This is a genomic window from Luteimonas deserti (genome assembly GCF_013425765.1).
In the GTDB taxonomy this organism is placed as follows: Bacteria; Pseudomonadota; Gammaproteobacteria; order Xanthomonadales; family Xanthomonadaceae; genus Luteimonas; species Luteimonas deserti.
The window spans coordinates 317,115-342,843 of the sequence record NZ_JACCJZ010000004.1; the positions used below are offsets into that span (position 1 = coordinate 317,115).

A 25,729-nucleotide genomic window follows, 5' to 3' on the forward strand; every position below is an offset into this window, starting at 1 on the left:
CATCGCCGCGCGAGCGCACGGCACACCACACGGCACCGTCCAGGGCCCGGGGCGGGGCGGGGTTAGAATCGACCCCCGCGCCCCATTGCCAGACAGACCAGCCACCGATGTCCAACGACGAATTCCGTGAGGCCGCCCTCGACTATCACCGCTCCTCGCCCCCGGGCAAGATCACCGTCAGCGCGACCAAGCCGATGCTGACCCAGCGCGACCTGGCCCTGGCCTACTCGCCCGGCGTGGCCTTCGCCTGCGAGGAGATCGTCCGCGATCCCAACATGGCCAGCGAACTCACCGCGCGCGGCAATCTGGTCGCGGTGATCTCCAACGGCACCGCGGTGCTGGGCCTCGGCGACATCGGCCCGCTGGCCGGCAAGCCGGTGATGGAAGGCAAGGGCGTGCTGTTCAAGAAGTTCGCCGGCATCGACGTGTTCGACATCGAGGTCGACGAGCGCGATCCCGACAAGCTGGTCGACATCATCGCCTCGCTCGAGCCCACGTTCGGCGGCATCAACCTCGAGGACATCAAGGCGCCGGAGTGCTTCATCGTCGAGCGCAAGCTGCGCGAGCGGCTGAAGATCCCGGTGTTCCACGACGACCAGCACGGCACGGCGATCATCGTCGGCGCGGCGATCGTCAACGCACTGGAGATCGCCGGCAAGACGATCGGCGACGTCAAGCTCGCCACCACCGGCGCGGGCGCCGCCGGCATCGCCTGCCTGGACATGCTGGTCGCGCTGGGCCTCAAGCCCGAGAACATCCTCGCCTTCGATCGCGACGGCGTGATCCACAGCGGGCGCACCGACCTGGACGACGCCAAGGCGCGCTACGCCCGCGATACGCCCGCGCGCTCGCTGGCCGAGATCGTTGCCGGCGCGGACGTGTTCCTCGGCCTGTCGGCTGGCGGCATTCTCAAGCCGGAGATGCTCGAGGCCATGGCGCCGAACCCGGTGATCCTGGCCCTGGCCAATCCCTATCCGGAAATCATGCCGGAGGAGGCGCGCCGGGTGCGCCCGGACGCGATCATCGCCACCGGCCGCTCGGACTTCCCCAACCAGGTCAACAACGCGGTCTGCTTCCCCTACATCTTCCGCGGCGCGCTCGATGTCGGCGCGACCGGCATCAACGAGGCGATGAAGCTCGCCTGCGTGCATGCGATCGCCCAGCTGGCCAAGGAAGAAGCCAGCGACCTGGGCAGCGCCTACGGCGAGGAGATTCCGAGCTTCGGCCGCGACTACATCATTCCGCGCCCGTTCGATCCGCGCCTGCTGACCATCGTCGCGCCGGCCGTGGCCCAGGCGGCGATGGCCTCGGGCATCGCCTTGCGCCCGATCGACGACATCGGCGCCTACCGCGAGAAGCTCGGCCAGTTCATCCACCGCACCGGGCTGGTGATGAAACCGGTCTACGACCGCGCGCGCGGCGACCGTCAGCGCGTGGTCTACGCCGAGGGCGAGGAGGAAGTGGTGCTGCGCGCGGTGCAGACGGTCGTCGACGAGGGCCTCGCCACGCCGATCCTGATCGGCCGGCCCGACGTCATCGGCATGCGCATCCAGCGCCTGGGCCTGCGCCTGCGCGCGGGCGTGGATTTCGAACTCACCAACATCAACGACGACCCGCGCTTCAACGAGTACTGGCAGCACTACCACCAGATGACCGCGCGCCGCGGCGTCACCCCGGATTCGGCCAAGACCCTGCTGCGCTCGCGGCCCACGCTGATCGCCGCGATCATGGTCGAGCGCGGCGAGGCCGACGCGATGATCACCGGCATCGTCGGCCGCTTCCACAAGAAGCTCGGCTACCTGCGCAGCGTGCTGCCGCTCGACCCGGGCCTGCAGAGCACCTCGGCGATGACCGGCGTGGTCAACGACCAGGGCCTGTGGTTCTTCCTCGACACCCACGTCCAGCCCGACCCCTGCGCCGAGCAGATCGCCGAGAGCACCATCCAGGGCGCGTACCGGCTGAAGCTGTTCGGCATCGAGCCGAAGATCGCGCTGCTGTCGCATTCCAACTTCGGCAGCCACGACGACCCGAGCGCGCGCAAGATGCGCGAGGTGCGCGAGATCCTGGTGCGCCGCGCGCCGAGGCTCGAGTTCGACGGCGAGATGATGGCCGACACCGCCTGGGACGACGCCCTGCGCCGGCGCATGATGCCGGGCAGCACGCTGGCCGGCCGGGCCAACCTGTTCGTGTTCCCGAACATGGACGCGGCCAATATCACCTACAACATGATCCGGGTGATGACCGGCGGCGCCGCGCTCGGCCCGATCCTGATGGGCGTCAGCAAGCCCGCGCACATCCTCACGCCGTCGGCCACGCCGCGACGGGTGATCAACATGACCGCGATCGCCGCGGTCGACGCGCAGATCCGCAAGGCGCAGCTGGCCGAGGGCTGAGCCGGATGGCGGCGGTCGCTCGCATCGTGCGTGCAGGCCGCTCCGGCGCAGCAGTGGACCGCCGGGCGGCCTGCACACCGGCCCGCGGCGCCGTCGCTCCCGTCGCGCTCCGGACGATCGGAAATGGAATCCGGCCGTCCGGGCAACACGCGCGCCGCGAAACCGCCGACGCTCCATGCACCCGGCGCGTCGCCGGATGGAGACGCGCATGGACATCCAGCCCACCCACCTCGCCCGGCCCGCACCCGAACTCGAGGTCGCCGCCTGGCTCAACGTCGCCGGGCCCCTGTCGATCGCCGGTCTGCGTGGCCGGATCGTGCTGCTGCACGCCTTCCAGATGCTGTGCCCCGGCTGCGTCAGCCACGGCATTCCGCAGGCGGCGTCGGTGCATGCCCGGTTCTCGGCCCGGGGCGTGGTCACGATCGGGCTGCACACCGTGTTCGAGCACCATGCCGTGATGGGGCCGGAGGCACTCGCGGCGTTCGTGGGCGAGTACCGGCTCGGCATGCCCGTCGCGGTCGACCGGCCATCGACGGAGGGTCCCGTGCCGCAGACCATGACCCGCTACGGCTTCCGCGGCACGCCGAGCCTGGCGCTGATCGATCATCTCGGCCGCTTGCGCAGTACGGCGTTCGGTCGGGTGGACGATCTGACGCTCGGCGCCGCGCTCGGCCAGCTGGTGCTCGAGCGCGACCAGGCGGCAGGCGGCGAGGCTGCCGGCTGCACGCCGTTCGGCTGCGCGCTGCCGGAGCAGCTTCCATGATGCGCGCGACGCCTGGCGCGCATGCGGGCGGCCTGGCAGGACGGCCCGCATGAGCCTGCCCGCGCCCACGCCGCTGCTCGCGGTGCTGCGCGGCGCGGTGCGGCCGTACACCCGCCCCGGCACCTTCAGCGCCATCGACAAACGGCCCGCGCCCGGCGTGGTGCAGGTCACCGTCACCGGACTGGTGGGCGACGCGCAGGGCGACCTGCGGGTCCACGGCGGCGTCGACAAGGCGGTGCACCACTATCCCTACGACCATTACCCCGCCTGGCGCAGCGCCTTGCCCGGCCGCATCCTGCTCGACGGCCCGGGTGCGTTCGGCGAGAACCTGTCGACCCTGGGCTGGACGGAGGACACCGTGTGTCTGGGCGACGTAGTGCAGGTCGGCAGCGCCGAGTTCGAGGTGTCGCAGGCCCGGCAGCCCTGCTGGAAACTCGACGACCGGTTCGACGCGCCGCGGGTCGCCGCCCGGGTGCAGGCCACCGGCCGCACCGGCTGGTACTACCGGGTCCGGCGTCCGGGCGAGATCAGCGCAGGCGACCCGATGCGGATCGTCGCCCGGCCCTATCCCGAGTGGCCGCTGCGGCGCCTGCTCGAGCTGCTGTTCCAGCGCACGCTCGACCGCCCGCTGCTGGAAGCGGCAGCGACACTCCCGCTGCCCGCCGGCTGGCTGAAGCTGGTGCACGCGCGGCTGCGCACGGCATCGGTCGAGTCTTGGGCGCAGCGCCTCGACGGCCCGGCCGGGGCGGACGACGCAGGCTGATCCGCACGCGCGGCACGCACCGCGCCGGTCGATGTCGGCGTGTGCGGCGAGGCCCGGCGTGCTGCGGGCACGTGCCACGTGCGCGCGATGCGGCCGGCGTTTGCCGGGCGAGGCCGTGCGCACAGTGATCTGCGGCGCGCGCGGGCGAAGTCGACCGGCCCGTGCACTGGCAACGTGACGGCGGACGCCCCGCGCCGCAGCCGTGCACTCACTCCGCTGCCGCGTGACGCGCACCCAGCCATGCGCGTGGCGAAACGCCGATCCTGGCCTTGAACGCACGTGACAACGCCGACGGCGTGGCGTAGCCCAGCTCCCCGGCAAGCAGCTTCATCGGCGTGCCGTCGCGCAGCCGGCCCTGCGCCAGCGCGATACGCCAGTCGTTGAGATAGTCGGCGGGCGTCTGTCCCACGTGCTCACGGAAGCAGGTGACGTAGGCGGTCCGCGACATGCCCGCCACCTCGGCCATGCGCGCCAGCGGCCAGGGCTCGCCCGGCGCCGCGTGCATCGCCACCAGCACCCGCGCCAGGCGCGATTCCGACAGGCCGGTGATCAGGCCCGGCGCGACGCCGGCGGCCTCGGGATGATCGAGCAGCCAGCGCAGCAGCTGGATCAGCACCACCTCGAACAAGCGGTCCACCAGCAGGCGCTGGCCGCAGCGCACGCGCCCGGTCTCGGCGAGCAGCAGGTCCAGCGCGCCGTGCAGGCCGGGCACCTCCGACAGCGGCACGGCGAGCAGGGGCGGCAGCGCACGCGCCAGCGGGTTGTCCGCGCCGCCGTCGAACACCAGCCGCGCGCAGCTGAAATCCGCGCCCTCGTCCGGTGGATTCTCGAAGACGTGGGTCACCGCGCGCGGATACAGCAGCAGGGTCGGCGTATCGAAGCGCAGCGAGCGTGGCAGGCCCGGCGTGCCGGCATGGCGCACGCGCAGCTCGCCCCGCCGCAACACGTGCAGGTAGCCGTGGCCGGCGGCGGCATCGAAGCGGGTGATGCCACACAACGCGCCCGTGTGGTGCAGCTCGGCGCGTACACGGTGGCGCTCCAGCAGGGCGGAGAGGCGATCGAGCGGAGGCGGCGGGGTCGGCAGCGAGGTCGGCATGGGCGGTGTGTACGAATTGGCACGTATCAAGTTCGATACGTGCCGGATGATACGAAATCCCCCGGCAGACTGTCTCTGTCGCGCGCATCCCGTGCGCGGTTACCCCATCAGGAGTCCGCCATGTCCCGTATCAATCTCGATCCCCAGACCGCACCCGCCGCCAGCCAGCCGCTGCTCAGGCAGGTGGACCAGGCCTTCGGCAGCACGCCCAACATGTTCAAGGCCGTGTCCAACTCGCCGGCCGCGCTGCAGAGCATGTGGGCCGCGTTCGGCGCCCTCGGCAAGGGCACCCTGGGCGCGCGCCTCGGCGAGCAGCTCGCCGTGGCCATCGCCGACCGCAACCGGTGCAGCTACTGCCTCGCCGCGCACACGATGCTCGGCCAGAAGGCCGGCGCCACCGCCGAGCAGATGCACGAGGCGCAGCGCGGCCGCGCCGGGGACCCGAAGACCGCAGCCGCGCTGGCGTTCGCGTTGAAGGTGGTCGAGCAGCGTGGCCAGCTCGACGACGCGGACGTCGACGCGCTGCGCGCCGCGGGCTTCGACGACGGCCGGATCGTCGAGATCCTGGCCCATGTCGCCCTCAACCTCTTCACCAACTACGTCAACGTCGCCTTCGACGTGCCGGTGGATTTTCCCGCTGTCGCGTTGAGCACGCCGTAGCGGCGGGGTGCCGGTCGCGGCCTGCGGTGCAGGCCCGCGGCCGGCGCATGGGCGCGGGTGCCACGCCCCGACCTGCGGTGACCGTGCGGACGGACGGGATGGACGCGCGCGCCGCGCCGTCGAAGCCTCATCCCCCGTCTGGGAGATGCAGCTGGACGCGCAGGACCGAGCGGATCACGTCGGGCAGCTCACCCAGCGTGTCCTTGTAGACCAGCCCGTCGCCGACCGGCAGCGTCTCGCCGGGCAGGCCCAGGGCCGAACCGGTCAGGAACACCACCGGCACGCCGGGCCGCAGGGCACGGGTCATCTCCAGCGCCTCGGCGCCGGAGAACCCGGGCAGGTTGACGTCGGAGAGCACGATCTGTGGCGCGAACGCCGTCAGCGCCTCCGCCAGCCCCGCCTGGCCGTGGACCACGCGGATCTCCGCCGCGACCCCGGCGTCGACCAGGGCCAGCTCGGTCAGCTCGGCATCGTCGCGGGAGTCGTCGAGGATCAGCACGCGCAGACGGCCGCCGTCGGCAGCAGAAATCATCCGAACTACTCGATCTCGGGCGCTTCGTTGAGCACGGCCCAGAACTTGCCGAGCGTGCGCACCGCGTCGAAGAACTGGTCCACGTCCACCGGCTTGACCACGTAGGCGTTCACGCCGAGGTCCCAACTGCGGGCCAGATCGCTTTCCTCGCGCGACGAGGACAGGATCACCACCGGCACACGCTTCAGAGTTTCGTGATCGCGCAGCTGTTTGAGCACCTCGAGGCCGTCCATGCGCGGCATCTTGATGTCGAGCAGCAGCACGGCGGGGTCGCCTTCCGGGCGGTCGGCATATTTGCCACGGCGGAACAGGTAGTCCACCGCTTCGACGCCATCCTCGACGTGCACGATCGGGTTGACCAGATGGGCCTCGCGCAGCGCATCGATGGCCATTTCGGCGTCATGCGGGCTGTCCTCGGCGAGGAGGATCGTGCGGATATCGCTCATGTTCAGGGGTTTCCGGAGGTTGGAGATGCGCCGGCGAGCTGGGTGGCCGCAGGCAGAGTGAAATGGAAGATAGCGCCCTTTCCGGGCTCGGCCTCGGCCCAGATGCGGCCGCCGTGGCGCCCCAGCACGCGACGCACGCTGGCCAGGCCCACGCCCGTGCCGGGGAATTCGCTGGCCGAGTGCAGGCGCTGGAACACGCCGAACAGCTTGCCCGCGTACTGCATGTCGAAGCCGGCGCCATTGTCGCGCACGCTGAACTGGTAGCCGCCGTCGTCGCTGCGCTTGCAGTCCACCTCGATCCGCGCCGGCTCGCTGCCGACGCTGTACTTGATGGCGTTGCCGAGCAGGTTCAACCACACCTGGCGCAGCATGTTCTCGTCGCCGATCACGATCGGCAGCGGGGTAACGGTCCACTCGATGCGGTGGCTGGGATTCTCCGCGCTTGCATTGCTGTCGAGCATCGCCCGGGTATCGGCCACCATCGACTGCAGGTCCACGCTCTGCAGGCGCATCGCGTTGCGGCCCAGGCGCGAATACACCAGCAGGTCGTCGATCAGCGAGGCCATGCGCTTGGCCGAGAAGCCGATGACGCCCAGGTAATGCGTGGTCTTCTCGTCGACGCCGTCGCCCAGGTGCCGGCCCAGCTTGTCGGCGAAGCCCGCGATGTGCCGCAGCGGCGCACGCAGGTCGTGCGAGACCGAATAACTGAAGGCCTCCAGCTCGCGGTTGACGTCCGAGACCTGTTCCACCTTGCCCTCGAGCTGCTGGTTGAGCTCGCGGATCTGGCGTTCGCTGATCGCCTGGGCGGTGATGTCGGACGCGGTGATCAAAGCGACCGCATCGCTGCGGTCGGGCAGCGGCATGCGCTTGGCGTTGAGCAGCATCGTGCGCTCCACCCCGTCGGCGGTGGACTGCGCCAGCCGGTAGTCCCACAGCTCGCGGTCGCGTGCCAGCACGTCGTGCAGGCGGCGCAGGGTTTCCGGGTTGTCCCAGGCCCCGTCGCCCAGTTCCGCCAGGCGCTGGCCGCGGATGTCGCGCTCCACGCCGTAGAGCTCGGCGAACGCGGCGTTGTGCATCACCACGCGCTGCTCGCTGTCGATCAGCACGATCGGCTCGCGCACCGTGTCGAGCACCGCGAGGGCCCGCCCGCTGGCCGAGGCGGCCACACGCTCGGCCGCCAGACGTCCGCTCTGCTGACGCAGCGCAAAATAGGCCGAGGCCATCAGCAACAGCAGCTGCACCACCATTGCCGCCCAGCTGGCGACCTCGGCCTGGCGCTTGGCCACACGGGCCTCACCGGTACGCACCTGGAGCAGTTCCTCTTCGGCCGCCACGATCTCCTGGATCTGCGTCTGGATCGTGTACAGCATGATCATTTCGTCGATCTGCCGGTTGGTGGACTCCGGCCCGGCCGCCAACACCGAATCGATACGTGCAAGACGCTGAACGAGCGCATTGCGCAGCTCGCCCAGGCGCACCTGCTGTTCTGGGCTGTCCCGGGTGAGCGCCATCACCTGCTCGAGGTTCGGCAGTACCCGGCCCTGGGAATCGGCGATACGTTCGCGCAGCAACGGGGTGTCGATGCCGCGGCTGCGGGCCAACGCGGCCCCCTCGAGGCTGCGCGCGTCCGAGGCCACAAGATGGATCAGGGTCTGCACCTCTCGCGTGTGCATCACGGCCTCCGTCGCCAGCTCGGCCTGGCGCATCGCACCGCGAATGATCAGGAAGGGTCCGATCACGATCAGCGCGATCAACAGCGCCAGCACCGGCATGCGCCAGCGGCTGAAGGGTGATTGGGCTCTGTGCGGCATCGGAGGCGGACTCGGGCGCGGGCGGAGTGGCGCGCAATGATGCCGCATCCTCCCCTGAACACGGGATCATGGCCGAGCCCCCGACCGGCTGGCAATGCACCGTGCGCCGGCGTCGGGTACCCGGTGTCACCCCTGATAGAATCCAGGGTCCGATCGACCCCTACACGCGCGCGCCTGCGCGCTGCGCTGGAGCCCCCAATGAACTGGCTGAACGACGTCCTGCAGAACGACCCCGACCCGACCGAGACCCGCGAGTGGCTCGAGTCGCTCAAAGCGGTCATCGACGTCGGCGGGCCCGAGCGCGCCCACCAGCTGATGGAAAACATGGTGGAGCTCACCCGCCGCGCCGGCGCCCACCTGCCGTTCGCGCCGACCACCGAATACGTCAACACCATCCCGGCCCATCTCGAGCCGAAGATGCCGGGCAACCCGGAGCTGGAATGGCGCATCCGCTCGATCATCCGCTGGAACGCGATGGCCATGGTGGTGCGCGCCAACCGCAAGCCCGGCGACCTCGGCGGCCACATCGCCAGCTTCGCCTCCAGCGCCACGCTGTACGACGTGGGCTTCAACCACTTCTTCCGCGCGCCCTCGGCCGACCACCCGGGCGACGTTATCGCCACCCAGGGCCACAGCTCGCCGGGCATCTACGCCCGCTCGTTCCTCGAAGGCCGCTTCACCGAAACCCAGATCGACAACTTCCGCATGGAAGTCGACGGCCAGGGCATCTCGTCCTATCCGCACCCCTGGCTGATGCCCGACTACTGGCAGGTGCCCACGGTCTCGATGGGCCTCGGCCCCATCGCCGCCATCTACCAGGCGCGCTACTGGAAGTATCTCGAAGCGCGTGGCCTGATGCCCAAGTCCGACCGCAAGGTGTGGTGCTTCATGGGTGACGGCGAGACCGACGAGCCGGAAAGCCTCGGCGCGATCTCGGTGGCCGGCCGCGAAGGCCTCGACAACCTGGTCTTCGTCATCAACTGCAACCTGCAGCGCCTCGACGGCCCGGTGCGCGGCAACGGCAAGATCATCCAGGAACTGGAAGGCGGCTTCCGCGGCGCCGGTTGGAACGTGGTCAAGACCATCTGGGGCAGCTACTGGGATCCGCTTCTTGCCAAGGACAAGGACGGCATGCTCAAGAAGCTGATGATGGAGACCGTCGACGGCGAGTACCAGAACTGCAAGGCCTTCGGCGGCGCGTACACGCGCGAACACTTCTTCGGCAAGTACCCGGAAACCGCGAACCTCGTCGCCAACCTCAGCGACGACGACATCTGGCGCCTCAACCGCGGCGGCCACGATCCGCACAAGGTCTTCGCCGCCTACCAGAACGCGATGGACACCAAGGGCCAGCCCACGGTCATCCTCGCCAAGACGGTCAAGGGCTACGGCCTGGGCAGCGCCGGTGAAGCGCTCAACCCCACGCACAACACCAAGAAGCTCGACGACGAGGCCGTGCGCACCTTCCGCGACCGCTTCAAGATTCCGGTCAGCGACGCGGCGCTCAAGGACGGCGACATCCCGTTCTATCACCCGGGCAAGGACTCCGAGGAAGTGCAGTACATGCTCGAGCGCCGCCAGGCGCTGGGCGGCTTCCTGCCGCAGCGCCGCCGCAAGAGCACCGAGACCCTCAAGGCGCCCGAGCTCAAGGTGTTCGACCGCCTGATGCAGGACACCGGCGAGCGCGCCATCAGCACCACCATGGCCTTCGTGCAGTCGCTCTCCATCATCCTGCGCGACAAGCAGGTGGGCCCGCGCGTGGTGCCGATCGTCGCCGACGAGGCGCGCACCTTCGGCATGGAAGGCCTGTTCCGCCAGCTGGGCATCTACGCCCCGCAGGGCCAGAAGTACAAGCCGGTCGACCGTGACCAGCTCTCGTACTACCGCGAAGACGCGGCCGGCCAGGTGCTGGAGGAAGGCATCACCGAAGCCGGCGCCTTCGCCAGCTGGATGGCCGCGGCCACCAGCTACAGCACCAACGACGTGCCGATGCTGCCGTTCTACATCTACTACTCGATGTTCGGCTTCCAGCGCATCGGCGATTCGGCCTGGCAGGCCGCCGACATGCGCGCCAGAGGTTTCCTGCTCGGCGCCACCGCCGGCCGCACCACGCTCAACGGCGAAGGCCTGCAGCACGAAGACGGCCACAGCCACCTGCTGGCCGGCGCCATCCCGAACTGCCGCGCCTACGACCCGACGTTCGCCGGCGAAGTGGCGGTGATCCTGCACTACGGCATGCAGCGCATGCTCGACGAGCAGCAGGACGAGTTCTTCTACATCACCCTGATGAACGAGAACTACAGCCACCCGGCCCTGCCCGAAGGCGCGGCCGAGGGCGTCATCAAGGGCATGTACCTGCTGAAGGATGCCGGCAAGCCCAAGAAGGGCGAGCTGCGCGTGCAGCTGCTGGGCTCGGGCACCATCCTTAGGGAGGCCATCGCCGCCGCCGAACTGCTGGACAAGGACTTCGGCGTCACCGCCGACATCTGGTCCTGCCCCAGCTTCACCGAGCTGCGCCGCGACGGCTGGGATGCCGAGCGCTGGAACCGCTTCAATCCCGAAGCCAAGACCCCACGCAAGGCCTACGTCACCCAGCTGCTCGAAGGCCGCCAGGGCCCGGTCATCGCCGCGACGGACTACGTCCGCGCGTTCGCCGACCAGATCCGCGCGTTCGTGCCGGCCACCTACACCGTGCTCGGCACCGACGGCTTCGGCCGCTCCGACACCCGCGCCAACCTGCGCCGTCACTTCGAGGTGGATCGTTACTACATCGCCCAAGCCGCGATCGAGGGCCTGATGAAGGACGGGAAGATGACCGGCAAGGATGTGGCCCGGGCGATCAAGCTGTACAAGATCGATCCGGAGAAGGCGAATCCGGTTGGGGTCTAACAAGTAAGAGGGGGTGCTGTGCTACACGGAAATAGCAAGCTTCTAATCAAGACCCTCGAGGAGAGCGAGCTTTTAGAGGGTCGGTACTCCAAGATCAGGCTTGTTAATATCGTTGATGGCGAGAAGCGAGGGCATTTTTCTCTCGTTTTTCGAGCGACTGATGAAATTGATGGAAAAGACGTTGCTTTAAAGTTTCTTGATCCGGATCCAAGTAAAAGTGATCAGTATCGATCCGCTTGTTTTAGGCGGGAGCATGAAATTCTAGAGTCCCTAAGAGGGGCCGCTCGTTGTTTGCAAGTCAGGTCATCTTGCGTTTCATACGAGCTGAGGGTTGCTATCCCCGAGCAAAACTTGGATCTGGCGATTCCTGCTCCATTCTTCGCTGCTGAATGGATTGAAGGTGATATTGACAAGCATTTCGAGAGCCAAGAGCAATCAGGTGCAATTGAAAAGCTCGAAATATTCAATCTTGTCGTCCTCGCGGTCGAGGGCTTGCACAAGCGAGGAGTTTTTCACAGAGATATCAAAGCAGACAATTTTAGAAGTCGCTTAGATGGTACGCCCCTCGGAGAGGTGGTGGCGATTGATTTAGGTACATCTGCTCGCTCAGAGTCAAAGCCAATAGCTCATTACACAGGTCCTGTGGGGCTTCTTATGTACTCCGCTCCCGAGGCGTTTTGCGGAATGGCTGGTGATCGTGCAATCGCTCCGCATACCGACATGTTTGCTTTAGGTTGCATGCTGTTTGAGATGTTTCACCCGGAGGATTATCAAACCGCCTACAGAGCCAAGAATCCTGACTTTGATATCAGATTCTCTGCTCTAAAGGCGCGCATTGACGCTGAGCCCCGGCACGAAGCTAGGGTGGTCGCTTGGGAGAAAAATGCGCCTAAGCTATTTCAAGGGCTTTCACCTGTAAAATTGGATGCGGCTTCATCTGCTCCAGCCGCTATCTCCGGGCTTTTGTCGGAGCTGATTGATCAGATGACACGCCCCGATTTTCGCTCCAGAGAGTCATCGTTCGAACGCGTTAGGCGAGTTTGCCATTCCGCCATACGGACTTTGAGTAATGAAGCCCTCGCGAGGCACCGTTCGCAGCAAGTCGCAAAGCAGCGGCAGGCAAAGGCAGCTAAGGCGATTGCCCGCGCTGAGCGAAGTCGAAATCGACTAGCGCAAATTAGGAGCGGAGGAACCGATGGAAACATCTAAGCCACCAGAGGTTGCCCCCGCTCTATCTGCTGATCCTGCTCGCTTCGAGATTGTCTTCGCAGAAGACCCGAAAAGCGCACTTTCTCTCATTTCGCCGCCTTTGGACGACATCCTTGAGATGTCCGAGCTGCGCCGCCAAGCGTACTCTTTGAAGGAAGATGGTCCACAGCTTGAAACATTGAAAGCTGCGGCGATTCAGCGTCTTCTAGAACTCCAGAGGAAGACCGACAAGTTCTCAAATTCTTCTACTTTTCAGAACCGACTGGCCAACCTCCACGGACTGGTCGGCAATAGTTCTCTTGAGCGCGAAGCAACTAAAAGCGCGGCTCGGTTGGCCACGGATCCGTTCTTCTCCAGAAAGCTCGGCGATATGTATGCGAGGCTTGGCGAGAGAGGTGATGCTGTTTCCATATTTGAATCAAGTTGGGAGGGCGACTCCTATTCGGCTCTCAGGCTCGCTTCTTTTGGTGTGATTGATCAGGACTTCGAGCGGGCAGCCTTATGGATTTCTAGAGCTGTGGGGCTGAATCCCGCCGGATATGCCGAGCGCCTTTTTGAAGGTGCTTTCAGGTTAGTTCAGAATGACTTTTCTGGTGCCATATCCTCATTAAGGATCGCGTTAGATGAGCGCCCGAACTCCTCGGTTGCATACGCAAATTTAGGGTTTGCCTATATTGGGAACAACATGCCAGACAGGGCATACGCAGCCCTGAAAAGATCGATTTCTTTCGATCCGTTCAATAAAAGCGCCCTAGTTGCCTTTTCTGACGTTTGTGCGTTTCTGGATAAGAACTATGAAGCAGTGCATTCGCTAAGGTCCTTTGTGGAGTTTGAGCAAAAGGATGATGCGATTTGGGCGCGCTTGGCTAGATCTCTACTTCGCACTAACCAGTACGATGAGGCTCTATCTGCTCTAAAGATGCAGGGCGCTATCAAAGCTAGTGTGAGCCTCTGGAATAATATTGCTGTTGTTTATCATCGAAAGAAAGATACGGTGCGTGCAGTTCAAGCTTTTAAGCATGCTCTTTCGATGGATTCCGAGGGCGGGCTTGAGCAAGAAATTTTTGTGTCGAAGAACATCGCTTCTCTTATGTCGAGTATGGGACAGTTTGATCAAGTTCTCAAAGTTACGGAGTCCATACTAAGTCAAGATACTGACTACCACATCGGAAAGACCGACAAGATTGCCGACCTCTATTCTGTTCATATGAACGCCCTAATAAAGACTGGGCGCTCTAACGAAGCATTTGATCTTGCGCACAATCTGCTCGATGTAAAGGGAGTTTCACACAAGCTAATCCGTTGGATTTTCTTCACTGAATCTTCTTTTCTAGGATTGTCGCGTACTAACGATGCGAGGCTTTCCCGCCTCCTTGATGACTGCTTGAGGGATGACTCTATCCTGCGATATAGGGATCTTCCCGTAATAAACAATTTGGCCTTTGCTTTGGCCGAGATAGGTCGCTTGGAGGAGGCGTCTTATTTGCTTAGCAAGGTTTCGTACGGGCTTCATAAGGATGCGTACCTAACAGCAACCTTAGGCCTGATAAGTGTCAGGAAAGGTAATCTTGCGCGAGCCGAAAAACTCTACAGAGAAGCTATCGGACTTGCCGTAACCTCACAAGACAAAACAAGAATTAGGCAGAAGATGAACGTCGAGTTGGGCAGGGCGCTCATCTCAAAGGATGCAAGAAGAGGAAGGAGGCTGTTGCAGAAAGCTGTTAGCGAGACGTCTGGAGAGCGAACTCTCGTGAAACAAGCCAGTGCTGCGCTGGATAATGCCGAAGCGGTGCTAAGGTCTCAAAGTTAACGGTGCCAGGTTGGGATAACGGCGCCGGGTTTGAAGCTCGCGGCGATGGCGCGACAGAGGAGGCTAACGGTGCCAGGTTCACTTAAGGCGCGTCATCGACTGCATGGCGCTGTTCCGAGTCGGCGTTGATGCGTCGAATCCATGATTCGCCAACCCGTTCGGCGATCTTCAGGGCTTCGCCATGCCAAAGGCTGAGAAGCGCCGCGGCGATCATGACCGTGGCGAGGATTGCGTACGCCCACTGGTTGAAGCCGCCGGCGCGCGTTGCGAGATACGCAGCAAGCGCGCCCACGCCTGCGAACAGGAAGTAGCGGAGCGTGGGCCAGTGGCGGAGGAGCGCGCGAATCCGTGCGCTGCGATGTGGCGTGTACTTCCAGGCGACGGCTCGGGTCGCCGGGTCGTAATCAAAGAAGTCCCACAGCTCCGATAGTTCCAGCAGGGCTTGGCTCGTATGCGGGTGCGCGAGCGCGTTGCGGATGACGTGCGCCGGCAGGTGTGTGCCGTAGAGATGGCGGATCGTCACTTCGAGCCAAAGGTCATCGTCGATGCGCGTGGCGTCCCAGTGTTCGAGAAACTCGCGCCGATGTTGGCTGCGGCGTCCATGCAACCGGAACAGGCCGCGTACCGCATACAGAAGCAGGGCAAACAGCACCACGGGAATGAAAAAGCCGGCGCCGCCGGCGGCAATGACGTCCCTGATCAATTCAATTCCCTCCATGGGCGAGCGGGCTGGGTATCAGCGAGCCAAGAGCGTCGCACGATAGCTGACAGGATCGAGACGGCAATGCGTGCCGACTGCACCGGGCAGCATGAACATGCGCGGTGACTGTCTGAAATCGAACAGGCGATAGAGATGGAACTGTTCGGCATGCGCATCCGAGAACGCCGCCTCGTTCGGTGAGATGAAGAAAGGGGTCTCTGCCAAATAGGCCGTCGTCTTCTGGCTAACGGTGCCAGGTTCACTTAAGTCGAGTCATCGACTGCTGCTTGAGACGTGGATTCGGCATTGATGCGCTTGATCCACGCCTCGCCCACCGTCGCCGCCGATTTCAATGCTTTGCCATGCCACAAGCTGAGGAACGCGGCGGCGATCATGATCATGGCCAGGATCGGAAACACCCATTGGTTGAAGCCGCTGACATGTGTAGCTGCGTAGCAAGCTAACGGTGCCAGGTTAACTTCGAGCTCGCGTCAGCGGATCGAAATTTGCTCAAAGTCGGGAAGCTAAAGATGCCGGTTTCACGGAGCGCGAGAGCGCAAAGTGAAGGGTTCAATTCTCGACAACGATGCGCTCGCTGGAGATCACCTCAAGGTGCGATCTTGATCCGTTCAATGAGCACCTTACGCTCCGACGGGGCCTACCGCGCCAATGCTCGTCTTTTCATGCGAATCAAGCCCGCACTACACCTCCGATCCAACACCCTGTCACATCGGAATGCGTGTGCTCGAAACGGATAGAGATCTCAGACGGATGACCCATGGCGCGTCCCTGGCGAACCCGCAACGCCGCCAAGGTGGGTGGCAGGAGGTCCTGCTCACGCAAGCCGAACGCAAGGGCTGCCGCCGCAATGCCGGTCGCCGCGTCTTCCGGATATCCAGACGCTTTGGGGAATTGGCGTGCGTCCACGATGCCGGGATCCGCGCCAACCGCGTAGGGGTAGAGTCCGGTCGACCCAAGCCGCTCGCAGAGGGTCGCGACGCGAGAAAAGTCCGGGCGCAATGCGTCGAGCGCACCGATGGAGCTGATCGGAACCAGCGTTTTGACCCGGCTTGTCCTCGCGTTCTGGATCGGCCCATCACCTAAGGCTGCCGGTTCGATGTCCAGCAGGCTCGCAATCTCTGAGCGTAGATCGGGGCACGCCAGAGTCTCGACATGACCCACAGGCTGCGAAATCTCCACAGCGACTTCGGCATCGCCCGCACGGTTGATCAGGGCCTCGACCATTCCACTCGGCGTGTGGATACGCAGACGGTCCTTGCTCAGGCGTCCATGCCGCTCGAGTAGCCACACCGCGCCGACCGTCACGTGGCCGCACATCTCCATTTCATGGTTCGGCACCCAGAAACGCATTGCCAGATCAGCGTCACTTCCGTCTGGCGGGGGCAACACGAAGCCACTCTCGTGCCTATGCTCACGCGCCACGTCGCGCATTGCGTCATCGCTCATTCCTCGAGCGTCCAGCACGATGGGCGCAGGATTGCCGCCATTCGGGCCAGCGCAGAAAACATGCACGAGGTGGATCGCTGGATGGGCCATTTCTGCTCTCGGTGGTTGCGCCCGATATGGGTGTCAAGGCTACTTTGGTACGCGTGCGGGCTACGCAACGACCAGACTAGGCGCGAGCCGGCGCCGAAGTAGTGTCGTCGGCGCTTGCAAAGCAGTCGCACGACAGCCTCCAGTCAGCGCTACCTTTGTTCAGGACCATCACCCGCACCGCGCGCATGACACCCGACGCCTCGCATCCGCCTCTCGATCGACCTGCTGTTCAACAATGCGGGCCTCATGCCGCTGTCCGACGTCGACCAGTTCAAGACCGACGAGTGGCATCGGATGGTCGACGTCAATCTCAAGGGCCTGCTCAATACCACCGCGGCGGTGCTGCCGCACATGATCAAGCAGCGGTCGGGCCATGTGTTCAATACCTCGTCGATCGCGGGGCGCAAGGTGTTCAAGGGGCTCGCCGTGTACTGCGCCACCAAACACGCGGTGACCGCCTTCTCCGACGGCCTGCGCATGGAGGTGGGCCAGAAGCACAACATCCGCGTGACCTGCATCCAGCCCGGCGCGGTCGAGACCGAGCTCTACGATCAGATCAGCGATCCCGGCTATCGCCAGCAGATGGATGAGCTGGCCGAGCAGATGACGTTCCTCAAAGGCCGCGACATCGCCGATACCATCCTGTTCGCGGCCCAGGCACCACCGCACGTCAACGTCGCGGAGCTGTTCGTGCTGCCGACCGAGCAAGGCTGGTAATCAGCACTCCCGGTGAGCGCGCCCACGATCCTTCGGCTCGCAACGCACGACCATCGCGGTGACAGGCTCACTTCCCTACCTGGGTGCGCCTGTAGCGGGGTCAGGTTGAGCACGGGCTAACGGCGGGCTAATCGTGCCAGGTTCACTTCTGGTCGATGCGGGCCCGCCTCAGTGACCAGGTGCTCGCAGAGCGCCGCTAGCTTTTGAATCTCTGTTCCCGGTGCCAGCGCAAGTAAATGCGGCGGCGAAGATTGCGACCTCTGCCACCACGCTGGGCTCGCGGGCATGCGAGCAGGCGTGGGCGCACAGGAATCCGGCGAAGCGGGTAATGGGGTCAGGTCGAGTTACCTAGCTACTTGGTTGACCAGATCCCGACCCGCTTGTGAACTCAAGGGCGCGAGCTCCGTTCGATTGCGGGACACAGGATCAAGCCGGGGTGCCAGCCGACGCAATGTATGGCCGCTGGTACGCGAAAGCGTCCTCGTCCGAACCAGTTCAGCCTCACGTCCGCACGAGGTGCATTGCACTCCACCAGCCGGGAGAGCCGCTTAATCGGGCGCTCACTCAGTCGCGACGCCTCAAGAGCAGCCCGAATGTGTCGGTCGACAATAAAAGGCCATTCTTTCCGCTGAGTTCGGCCAGAGGTGAGGCGTGGAGGACGGCGATGACATCCCCGGCGCTCGGCTGTCCATTCGCGGAAGACGGGATATGTAAATCAGCGCAGTGCGCGGCAAGTGCGCGCTGCGAATCCCCTGTCGTAGTGAGGCGCCCTGTGTTGTCGATCCGATAGCTGATGCGCAGTGCAGAGCACGTAGTGTGCCGGAGCGTGCCGTTATCGAAGATCAGGTGCCCGGGCAGTTCGGATAACCCGGTCGATGAGGCGCCGGCGCCGTGCACGTAGCGCGTGATGCTCTCTGCTTGCCACGTGCCCGTCAGGGCGCGCGGTGTGGGCACAAAGGCGAGTCGGCGGATCTCTGGGCGTTCGAGGATGAGCGTTCGTTCACCCGCCTTGAGGAGGAGGCGGTGTGCGCCCAGGGCCTCGATGCTGGGGCTGCGGTCGAAGAACCTGAAGTAGCGCGCTTCTCGCGCATTTGTGTCCGCTCCGCACCCCATCATGGTCTGAGGATGGTCGAAATCCGGTCCGGTATCGAGTATGCCGAGCCCCAGGATGTCCGGCCGGGTGGTGTAGTTGCACTCCAAGTGCAGGGCCACTCCGCTGACGTCGAAGTCAGCATACGCGGCGCGCTCCGCACCGATCAACCTTGATTCGGGACTGTAGCCCTCGAACGACACGACATCCCACGCGCCCAGCACGTGCCTCGGGTCCGCGATTGCGACCGCTTCATCCGCCGGGCGAAACGTGTCGGCCTCGGCTGGAAGACGCTGCACGCCAGTGCAGGCACTGAGCGCAGCCAGGGCAACGGCGCAAACGAAGCGGGGGTGTCCTGCAGTCGGCAGTCCACTGGGTGAAGGGCGCATCTCGTACCTCCATGTCGTCTCGACCGAGCGGAACAACGCTTTCACGCTCGACGCCTCATCGGATCCAACTGTGCCGGATTCATGTGTTGCAGCCGTAGACCTGCGCCGGATACAACGGATCGAGCATCCGCATGCTGACAGAACCATGCCGGATGTTGCTGTTGCCGGAGCAGCCCTACACCGCTGCAGGATGCCACCGTCCACCGCGTCGTGCTGCGCATGGCTGCGGTCATGCCAAAGAAGCAAGATCAGGCTCACGTTGTCCGTCTCGCCGGCTGTCTGATTGGATCCCCCCCGGCATTGATGCGTCTGCTCCATGACTCGCCGACTGCAGCGACGACTTCGACGCTCTGCCGTGCCAAAGGCTGAAAAATGCGGCAGCGAAGGTTGCGACGCCTGCCACCACGCTGGGCTAGCGGGCATGCGGTCAGGGGTAGGCGCGCAGGAAGCTGGCGAAGCGCGCGTCGGTTCGCCCGTTGCGAGGACGCGTGTCGGGTCGTCCGTTGACACGCGATGGACCGCTCCGGAAAAATCGCTCGACCCCCGGGAGTGACCACCATGTCCGAGCCGCCGATCGAAGTGAGCGCCGAGGGCGTGGAGCCGAAGGCGCGCAAGACCGGACATCGCGCGAGCGATCTCGCGATCGGCCTCGCGGCGCTGCTCATCTCGCTGATCTCGCTGGCCGTGGCGATCCACCACGGCAAGACGCAGGAGCGGCTCGTGGCCGCGAACTCGTGGCCGTACCTCACCTACATCACCACCAATGGCGGATTCGGCGAGGAGCCGGGGCGCATCGTGATGGCGATCGAGAATGCGGGCAGCGGGCCGGCGCTGCTGCAGAACCTCGTGGTCCGGTACCGGGGCGAGGTGGTGAAGCATCCGCAGCACCTGCTGCAGCTGTGCTGCGGCGTCGCGCCGGGAGTGGACCTCACCCGAGAGGCGCCCCCGTCCACGGCCGCGGCGCAACTCGCACCCAGTGCGGTGGGCTCGGCGATCGGCGTGTACAAGCCGGGCATGCGCGCCCGCGTGCTCGAGTACGCGGCCGATCCCGCCCAGCAGGCGGTCTGGGACGGCCTCAACCGCGCACGCGTGGAGCTGGAGTTCGATGCCTGTTACTGCTCGGTGCTCGACGAGTGCTTCAGTTCAGACCTCGTGTCGATGACCCCCACGCGGGTCGACGCATGTCCTGCGCGTGGTCCCGACACGTTCGGCGGCTGAATCGATCACGCGGATCAGGTTCACCTGATTCGCGCCGTCATTGTCGGGCGAGTGTGCGCATTGGTGTTCATACGTTCCGGCCTGGCGACGGCGGAGTCACGGCACAGTGGCTGACGCACCGAGCGGCTGCAGGCATCCAAGCCCGGTGTCAGTCGCAAATCGGGACACGTGCCGCTGTCGGTGCATTCCAGTTTCCGCAGGCGCGCTCCGGCGTGGCCACCCCGGGCGGTGCGTCGCCGTTCGGCCGTAAAGGCCCTGCCGTCTGCAACATCGCCGCCGTCCGCGTCAGCAGGGTCTGCATGTCCGCAATCGGTTCACTGCACGCCACCACCTGCGCCGGCCGTCCGATCATCAGGACCTGGGCCACGAGGGCTTCCGGGCTGTCGGCGCCGACCCGCAGCAGGCTGTGGGTGGCCGATTCGCACTCGAGGATGCCGCACCACAGGGGGAGCGCGGCTTCGAGTTCGGCCACCGTGCCCGGCACGCGCAGCGTCATGCGGCAGGCGAACGGGGCATAGGCGATGCCACGCTCCAGCCGTTCGGCCACATCGGCCGGCACGGTGCGCGGCGGGAAGGGCGGACCCAGGCGTGGCGCGCCGTGCACGCGGTCGACGCGGAAGCTGCGCCAGTCATCGCGGTCCTGGTCCCAGGCGATGAGGTACCAGCGGCGACCGAAGTTGGCCAGGCGCAGCGGCTCGACGCGCCGCTGGCTCGGTTCACCGGTATGGCTGCTGTACGCGAATGCCAGCGTGCGGCAATCGCGGCATGCGGTGGCCAGGGTCTGCAGCAGGCCGGCATCCACCAGAGCAGGGCCGGTGCGCAACGACAGCGTGACCGCATGCAGCGCACTGCTGCGCCGGCGCAGGCGCGCGGGCATCAGCTGGTCCAGCTTGGCGAGCAGTGCCAGGGCCGCGTCTTCGAGGCCGCCCACGTTGGCGCTGGCGGCCCGCAGTGCGAGGGCCAGCGTCACCGCTTCGTCGTCGTCGAGCATCAGCGGTGGCAACTCGGCGCCGCGGCCCAGCGCGTAGCCGCCGCCCACGCCCGAGGACGCCTCCACCGGATAGCCCAGCTCGCGCAGGCGATCGACATCGCGGCGCACGGTGCGCGCATCCACGCCCAGTTCCGCGGCGAGCGCCGCGCCGGCCCAGTGCCGCCGCGATTGCAGCAGGCTGGCCAATCGCAGCAGGCGGGCGGAGGTCGACAACACGCCGGCAGCCTATCGAGGGCAGGAACTGTCCGCAACGCGGACTAGGCTTTCCCCGTCCATCCATCCGGGAGTCGCCATGACCACGTCCACCATCACGCTGTACCACAACCCCCAGTCCCGTTCGGCCGGCACGCGCATCCTGCTCGAAGCGGTGGGCGCCGAGTACACGGTGGAACCGGTCGACTTCGCCAGCGGCCAGAACCGCACGCCGGAATTTCTGGCCGTCAATCCGCTCGGCAAGCTGCCCACGCTGGTGCATGGCGAGGCGGTGCTCACCGAGCAGATCGCCATCGTGATCTACCTGGCCGACCGTTTCCCGCAGGCCGGCCTGGCGCCCGCGATCGACGATCCCCTGCGCGGCCCGTACCTGCGCTGGCTGGCCTTCTACGCTGGCTGCTTCGAGCCGGCCGTCCTCGACCGCGCCTACAAGCGTGAACCGATCGAAGCATCGGCCTCGCCGTACCGCGACTACGACACCGTCATCGACACCTTGGCCGCGCAACTGGCGCGGGCCGACTATCTACTGGGCGACCGCCTGACCGCTGCGGACCTGCACTGGGGCAACGCGCTGAAGTGGACCACCGGGTTCGGCATCGTGCCCATGCGGCCGGTGTTCATGGACTACATCGCGCGGGTCGATGCGCACCCTGCATGCGTGCGCGCCCGCGAACTCGATGCAGCGCTGCTGGCCGACATGGCGCCGCCACCGGCGTCGTCTGCCGGTTGATCGGTCGGCCGCGGCCTGGAGGAACATCGGGGCATCGCGCGCTAGAACACGACGATGGACACCTCGCCCGGAAAGTCGACCTGGCTGGCCAGGGCGAGGGCGTCGTCCAAGGTCTCGGGGGCCGCGTGGGCTGCGGTCAGCATCTCGTACGGCGCGGTGCCATCGCCGATGCAGAACCAGTCGATGGCGTCCACGATGTCCTCTGCGTCGACGCCCACCACGCCCACGTACTGGACGCCTTCGCGGATCCATTCGGCGACGAGGCGATCCAGTCCTGGTCGAAGTCCGCTGCTGGAGTGCAGGACGATCTTGCGCGGTGCTGTCATCGGGGGCGCTACACCATGCACTGAGGCGTGCCACCGAGTGGCACCGCTGATTGGGAGTGGGGATTGGGGGAAAGGGGCGGGCGTCCGGCCACCCACTCAGGCCTCGCGCTTCGTCTTCCCGGTGTCGTCTCCGGGAGGCCGGAAGCTGTCCTCGAACATCGCTCCCAGATCAAAGCTGGAGCGCGTGCCGATGTCTTCGTAATGCCGCTCCAGGAACGCGTCGGCCCAGCTCCAGCCGCGTTCCTTGAGTTGCTGCAGGTAGGCCCACTCGGCATTGAGCTTGCTGGAGGGGTCGAGCCCGTCGAGTCCTTGTTCGGCGTGGATGATGTGCACGAAGAGGGCGCGATAGCGCTCCGACTCCAGGCCTTCGGCATCGATCAGCCGGTGCAGCAGCTCGATCGCGCGCAGGTCCTTGATCAGGCTGGTGTTGAAGCTGATCTCGTTGAGTCGGCTGACGATCTCACGGCCGGTGCGCGGCACCGCGTCGCGCACCAGCGGATTGATCTGCACGACGACAAGGTCCCGGGTGGCGGTGTCCTCGACCAGCGGATACAGGGCCGGGTTGGCGGTATAACCGCCGTCCCAGTACGCCTCGCCATCGATCTCCACGGCCTGGAACATGAAGGGCAGACAGGCCGAGGCCATCACCGCGTCCACGGTGAGCTCCGGCTGGCTGAAGGTGCGCGCGCGCCCGGTGCGCACATTGGTCGCGGTCACGTAGACCTTCAGAGCCTCGCAATGGTTGACGCGTTCGAAGTCGACCTCGCGGGCGACGAGGTCACGCAGCGGGTTGATGTCCAGCGGGTTGAGCTCGTAAGGCGAGAACTGCCGGGTCAGCTGCTCGAAGAACAAGAAGGCGGGGTTGCGGTCCAGCGACCACTGCCCACTGAGCCTGTCCCAGAGGCTGCGCTGCAGCGGCGAGTGGCGTGCAGAGTCGGCCACCGCTTTCCAGAATCGCGCCAGCGCCTCGCGCGCACCGTCGCGCCCGCCACGCTGCAGGCCGGCGGCCATCGCCACCGCGTTCATCGCTCCGGCGCTCGCGCCGCTGATGCAGGCAATGTCGATTCGCGGGTCGGACAGCAGGCGGTCCAGCACCCCCCAGGTCAGCGCCCCGTGGGAGCCGCCGCCCTGCAGGGCGAGGTCGACGATCTTGGCGGACGTGCTCGGTTTCGCGGGCATGGCCGGCTTCTCAGGACAGTGATGGCGCTAGGGTAAACCGAGCCGTCGGCCGCTTCCGTGAGGTGTCCATGCCGTATTTGTGACCACGTCTCGCCGGTTGTGGCCGCGACCGGGGAGGCCCCGCTTTGCCCGAGGCTGGGACATGCAAGGGCAATGACGGGCCCGGCAGGATCAGGAACGCCCCGTGCCGCCTGCAATAACCTCACCGATCGAGTCGAAAGCTCGACGGTCGAACGCTGTGGGCAAATCGGAACTTCCAGCCCGTCGCACGAGTACCGATCGGCGCAAGCCGACGATCTCAGTCGGGCGCCCGGCAGCACGATCATGCGCGGCGATTGCCGGACGTCGAACGGGTGTTACAGATGGAACTGCTCGGCGCCGTCCGGGAACTCGCCTTGTTGCGGTGAAACGAAGAAGGGCGTCTCGCCGAGATACCCCGTGGTCTTGACCCTCGATGAAGCGCCCGCGGTCGACGATCACGAATGACAGGATGGCGTACCCCGGTCCATCTCCGTGCCTCGCCGAGGCTTGCTCGACGGGGTTGGCCAATGCCTGTTCGTTTCTCGCGGGTGCCGGGTCGATTAGGGCCGCGCCGCGTGCATAGACGAGCCATGCTCGGCGGTGTTCGAGGTCAGTGCCGGAAATGCTCCGGGACAGCAAGCAGGCGCACGATCGTCTAGTGAGGGAAGCTCCTCAGCACACGATCTCCGGTTTCATCGGAGCGACCCAGCTCCCGGCAGTCGCGGTTTGTCGGCCAGGTCATGCATGCAGCTTGTCGACGACTGCGGCATCTCGCCATCAACCACGGTCGGCCAGAGCGAGCAGCCACGTTCGAGAGGCAAGCGATCCTCTTCATATGATCGATCGTCGAGCTGCCATAGCGCCCGATGTCTGCATCCACATCCTGGGAGGCAGCGCTCGTCACGTCCGCAGCGGCCATCCTTGCGTTCTGAGCGACCTGACACCTCGTGAGGGCGGCGGATGTCCAATCAGAGGTGAATCGCGCGTGGTTACGATGCGCGCCGATGCCAGGCGCTGCCGCCGGCCTCAGCTGCTGACGTCAGGCATGCCGACCGGGTCAGCCATGACCGGGCCAAGGGCAGGGTGGACCACCGTTGGCCGCAGGTATCCGTGCGCCTCGGCGATGGCGAAAAGCCGCTCCAGCTCGGTCTCAAACTGCGGCTCGAGTTCGGGCGTAATCAGCTGCTCGACGGCGGCCTCGCGTTCGGCCCAGTAGCTCCAGAATTCGTCCTGCGTCGGCCCGGTGTCGATCAGGAGCTTGAGCTCCCCTTCCCAGCCAGCGAAGAGGTTCGATAGGTTGCGAGTAGGCATCAGCTGTCCAAGTCACGTGCGAGGGCGCGTCGGCAGCTGACCCGACGAAGTGCGCGCAAGGTAGCAGAACCGCGGCTATCGCGCGGTTCGGTAGCGCACGTCCGGAAATGACCGCAGATCGGACATCCGCCTCGGACGGGCTGTAGAGATCGGCCACCACTGTTGTCTCTTGCTAATCCCGAGGGTGGGAGCGCCGGTCCTGCAGCTTCTGAAGTGAGCTCAGCCCTGGGGTCACGCGGCATGTCGCTCGCGTTGTCCACGCGTACCGGATTGCGGTGGATGGCGGGCGACCCGCGCACGCGCTACGCTCCGCGGCGCGGCTGCCGGAGCGACCGGGCAGGCGGGTACCCCTCATCGAAAGGACTCGATCGTGATCAAAACCGTCTTGCTCGGTATCGTGCTGCTTGTCGCGGGCGTGCTCGTGTACGAGAACGGAAGCCGCATCTCAGACGCCCAGGTGCGTGAGTACATGCGCATGGAGCTCGAGGCCATGCGCCGGTATGACAGTGCGACACTCTGCGAGGCCATGGCCGACGATTTCCACCTGCGCAGCGTGGAGCACGCCGGAGGTGTGCAGCAGCGCACCGAGATGGGACGCGCCGACGCCTGCACCCAGCTGCGTGACGGCCTGGCGGCTTTCGAAACGCTGTCGCAGCGCACCGGGGGCCTGCTGGGCCTGGATATCGCCATGGAGACAACGCGCATCGAGATCCTGCCCGGTGGACGACGGGCGCGGGTGGAAGCCACTTCCACCGCGAAAATCGCCGACCGGCTGATCTGGCGCACGCGCGCCAAGGGCGAACTTTCGCGCAGCCTGTGGCGAATCCGCGACCATGGCGGCGAGGCCCAGACCTGGACCTACCTCGAATAACGCCCATGGCGTGTCGGGTCGCTTGCAACTGCTTCCGCCGTTGC

At 65.5% G+C, this 25,729-nt stretch carries 23 protein-coding genes and 1 pseudogene; 11 read left to right on the forward strand and 13 right to left on the reverse strand.

Annotated features, from left to right (window positions below; genetic code table 11):
* The first annotated feature begins 107 nt into the window (after positions 1-107).
* The 3 genes from H0E82_RS02025 (at position 108) to H0E82_RS02035 (ending at position 3,919) form a co-directional block, all read left to right on the forward strand.
* Positions 108-2,393, forward strand: coding sequence for an NADP-dependent malic enzyme (locus H0E82_RS02025; protein ID WP_180543297.1), 2,286 nt, complete (start codon positions 108-110; stop codon positions 2,391-2,393).
* Between the two features lie 208 nt (positions 2,394-2,601).
* Positions 2,602-3,156 (forward strand): thioredoxin domain-containing protein, encoded by a 555-nt coding sequence (locus tag H0E82_RS02030; RefSeq protein ID WP_180543298.1) that lies wholly within the window; start codon positions 2,602-2,604, stop codon positions 3,154-3,156.
* 49 nt (positions 3,157-3,205) lie between these two features.
* Complete coding sequence (locus H0E82_RS02035; protein ID WP_180543299.1) at positions 3,206-3,919, forward strand: MOSC domain-containing protein; 714 nt, start codon at positions 3,206-3,208, stop codon at positions 3,917-3,919.
* Positions 3,920-4,127: 208 nt separating this feature from the next.
* Here the strand turns inward: H0E82_RS02035 and H0E82_RS02040 are convergent, their stop codons facing one another.
* Positions 4,128-5,015, reverse strand: a complete 888-nt coding sequence (locus H0E82_RS02040; protein WP_180543300.1) for an AraC family transcriptional regulator — start codon at positions 5,013-5,015, stop codon at positions 4,128-4,130.
* Between the two features lie 120 nt (positions 5,016-5,135).
* Between H0E82_RS02040 and H0E82_RS02045 the strand changes: the two genes are divergently transcribed.
* Positions 5,136-5,675 carry a carboxymuconolactone decarboxylase family protein gene (locus H0E82_RS02045; protein ID WP_180543301.1) on the forward strand — a complete coding sequence of 180 codons (540 nt, stop codon included), beginning with the start codon at positions 5,136-5,138 and terminating at the stop codon, positions 5,673-5,675.
* Positions 5,676-5,802: 127 nt separating this feature from the next.
* Here H0E82_RS02045 and H0E82_RS02050 read toward each other — a convergent pair whose 3' ends face one another.
* The 3 genes from H0E82_RS02050 to H0E82_RS02060 are packed head-to-tail and all read right to left on the reverse strand — an operon-like array spanning position 5,803 to position 8,464.
* Positions 5,803-6,207 carry a response regulator gene (locus H0E82_RS02050; protein WP_180543302.1) on the reverse strand — a complete coding sequence of 135 codons (405 nt, stop codon included), beginning with the start codon at positions 6,205-6,207 and terminating at the stop codon, positions 5,803-5,805.
* 5 nt (positions 6,208-6,212) lie between these two features.
* Positions 6,213-6,653: a response regulator gene (locus H0E82_RS02055; protein WP_180543303.1), complete on the reverse strand. Its 441-nt coding sequence runs from the start codon at positions 6,651-6,653 to the stop codon at positions 6,213-6,215.
* Between the two features lie 2 nt (positions 6,654-6,655).
* Complete coding sequence (locus tag H0E82_RS02060; protein WP_180543304.1) at positions 6,656-8,464, reverse strand: sensor histidine kinase; 1,809 nt, start codon at positions 8,462-8,464, stop codon at positions 6,656-6,658.
* Between the two features lie 198 nt (positions 8,465-8,662).
* Between H0E82_RS02060 and aceE the strand changes: the two genes are divergently transcribed.
* From aceE to H0E82_RS02075, 3 genes are read left to right on the forward strand one after another with little or no spacing between them, the layout of a single operon-like run.
* On the forward strand, positions 8,663-11,353 hold the full coding sequence (gene aceE / locus H0E82_RS02065) for a pyruvate dehydrogenase (acetyl-transferring), homodimeric type (protein WP_180543305.1): 2,691 nt from the start codon (positions 8,663-8,665) through the stop codon (positions 11,351-11,353).
* An 18-nt stretch (positions 11,354-11,371) separates the two neighbouring features.
* The gene (locus H0E82_RS02070; protein WP_180543306.1) at positions 11,372-12,562 is read left to right on the forward strand and encodes a protein kinase domain-containing protein; all 1,191 of its coding nucleotides are present in this window, start codon (positions 11,372-11,374) and stop codon (positions 12,560-12,562) included.
* Positions 12,549-14,372, forward strand: a complete 1,824-nt coding sequence (locus tag H0E82_RS02075) for a tetratricopeptide repeat protein (RefSeq protein ID WP_180543307.1) — start codon at positions 12,549-12,551, stop codon at positions 14,370-14,372. The genes H0E82_RS02070 and H0E82_RS02075 overlap by 14 nt, the downstream gene beginning before the upstream one ends.
* Positions 14,373-14,454: 82 nt before the next feature.
* On the opposite strand, the gene H0E82_RS02080 is transcribed toward H0E82_RS02075, so the two are convergent.
* The 4 genes and pseudogenes from H0E82_RS02080 to H0E82_RS02095 form a co-directional block, all read right to left on the reverse strand.
* Positions 14,455-15,075 carry a hypothetical protein gene (locus tag H0E82_RS02080; RefSeq protein ID WP_180543308.1) on the reverse strand — a complete coding sequence of 207 codons (621 nt, stop codon included), beginning with the start codon at positions 15,073-15,075 and terminating at the stop codon, positions 14,455-14,457.
* 33 nt (positions 15,076-15,108) lie between these two features.
* A pseudogene (locus tag H0E82_RS02085) lies at positions 15,109-15,300 on the reverse strand (protein NO VEIN domain-containing protein); the annotation flags it as partial.
* A 35-nt stretch (positions 15,301-15,335) separates the two neighbouring features.
* Positions 15,336-15,473: a hypothetical protein gene (locus tag H0E82_RS02090; protein WP_180543310.1), complete on the reverse strand. Its 138-nt coding sequence runs from the start codon at positions 15,471-15,473 to the stop codon at positions 15,336-15,338.
* 289 nt (positions 15,474-15,762) lie between these two features.
* Positions 15,763-16,629, reverse strand: coding sequence for a PhzF family phenazine biosynthesis protein (locus H0E82_RS02095; RefSeq protein ID WP_180543311.1), 867 nt, complete (start codon positions 16,627-16,629; stop codon positions 15,763-15,765).
* 246 nt (positions 16,630-16,875) lie between these two features.
* Between H0E82_RS02095 and H0E82_RS02100 the strand changes: the two genes are divergently transcribed.
* Positions 16,876-17,346: an SDR family oxidoreductase gene (locus H0E82_RS02100; RefSeq protein ID WP_219338359.1), complete on the forward strand. Its 471-nt coding sequence runs from the start codon at positions 16,876-16,878 to the stop codon at positions 17,344-17,346.
* 564 nt (positions 17,347-17,910) lie between these two features.
* Here the strand turns inward: H0E82_RS02100 and H0E82_RS02105 are convergent.
* Complete coding sequence (locus H0E82_RS02105; protein ID WP_180543312.1) at positions 17,911-18,870, reverse strand: hypothetical protein; 960 nt, start codon at positions 18,868-18,870, stop codon at positions 17,911-17,913.
* Positions 18,871-19,383: 513 nt separating this feature from the next.
* Here H0E82_RS02105 and H0E82_RS02110 point away from each other — a divergent pair.
* A complete protein-coding gene (locus H0E82_RS02110) occupies positions 19,384-20,043 on the forward strand; it encodes a hypothetical protein (protein WP_180543313.1) in 660 nt (219 codons plus the stop codon).
* Positions 20,044-20,191: 148 nt separating this feature from the next.
* On the opposite strand, the gene H0E82_RS02115 is transcribed toward H0E82_RS02110, so the two are convergent.
* Entirely contained in the window at positions 20,192-21,250 is a 1,059-nt protein-coding gene (locus tag H0E82_RS02115; protein ID WP_180543314.1) for a WYL domain-containing protein, read from the reverse strand.
* Positions 21,251-21,326: 76 nt separating this feature from the next.
* On the opposite strand from H0E82_RS02115, the gene H0E82_RS02120 reads away from it, so the two are divergent.
* Positions 21,327-21,977 (forward strand): glutathione S-transferase family protein, encoded by a 651-nt coding sequence (locus H0E82_RS02120; RefSeq protein ID WP_180543315.1) that lies wholly within the window; start codon positions 21,327-21,329, stop codon positions 21,975-21,977.
* A 41-nt stretch (positions 21,978-22,018) separates the two neighbouring features.
* On the opposite strand, the gene H0E82_RS02125 is transcribed toward H0E82_RS02120, so the two are convergent.
* The 3 genes from H0E82_RS02125 to H0E82_RS02135 all read right to left on the reverse strand — a co-directional run bounded on the left by H0E82_RS02125 (position 22,019) and on the right by H0E82_RS02135 (position 24,814).
* Positions 22,019-22,303, reverse strand: a complete 285-nt coding sequence (locus H0E82_RS02125) for a hypothetical protein (RefSeq protein WP_180543316.1) — start codon at positions 22,301-22,303, stop codon at positions 22,019-22,021.
* A 96-nt stretch (positions 22,304-22,399) separates the two neighbouring features.
* Entirely contained in the window at positions 22,400-23,482 is a 1,083-nt protein-coding gene (locus H0E82_RS02130; protein WP_180543317.1) for a patatin-like phospholipase family protein, read from the reverse strand.
* A 1,047-nt stretch (positions 23,483-24,529) separates the two neighbouring features.
* Positions 24,530-24,814, reverse strand: a complete 285-nt coding sequence (locus H0E82_RS02135) for a hypothetical protein (RefSeq protein ID WP_180543318.1) — start codon at positions 24,812-24,814, stop codon at positions 24,530-24,532.
* Between the two features lie 370 nt (positions 24,815-25,184).
* Here H0E82_RS02135 and H0E82_RS02140 point away from each other — a divergent pair, with 370 nt between their 5' ends.
* A complete protein-coding gene (locus H0E82_RS02140) occupies positions 25,185-25,685 on the forward strand; it encodes a hypothetical protein (RefSeq protein WP_180543319.1) in 501 nt (166 codons plus the stop codon).
* Positions 25,686-25,729: the final 44 nt, after the last annotated feature.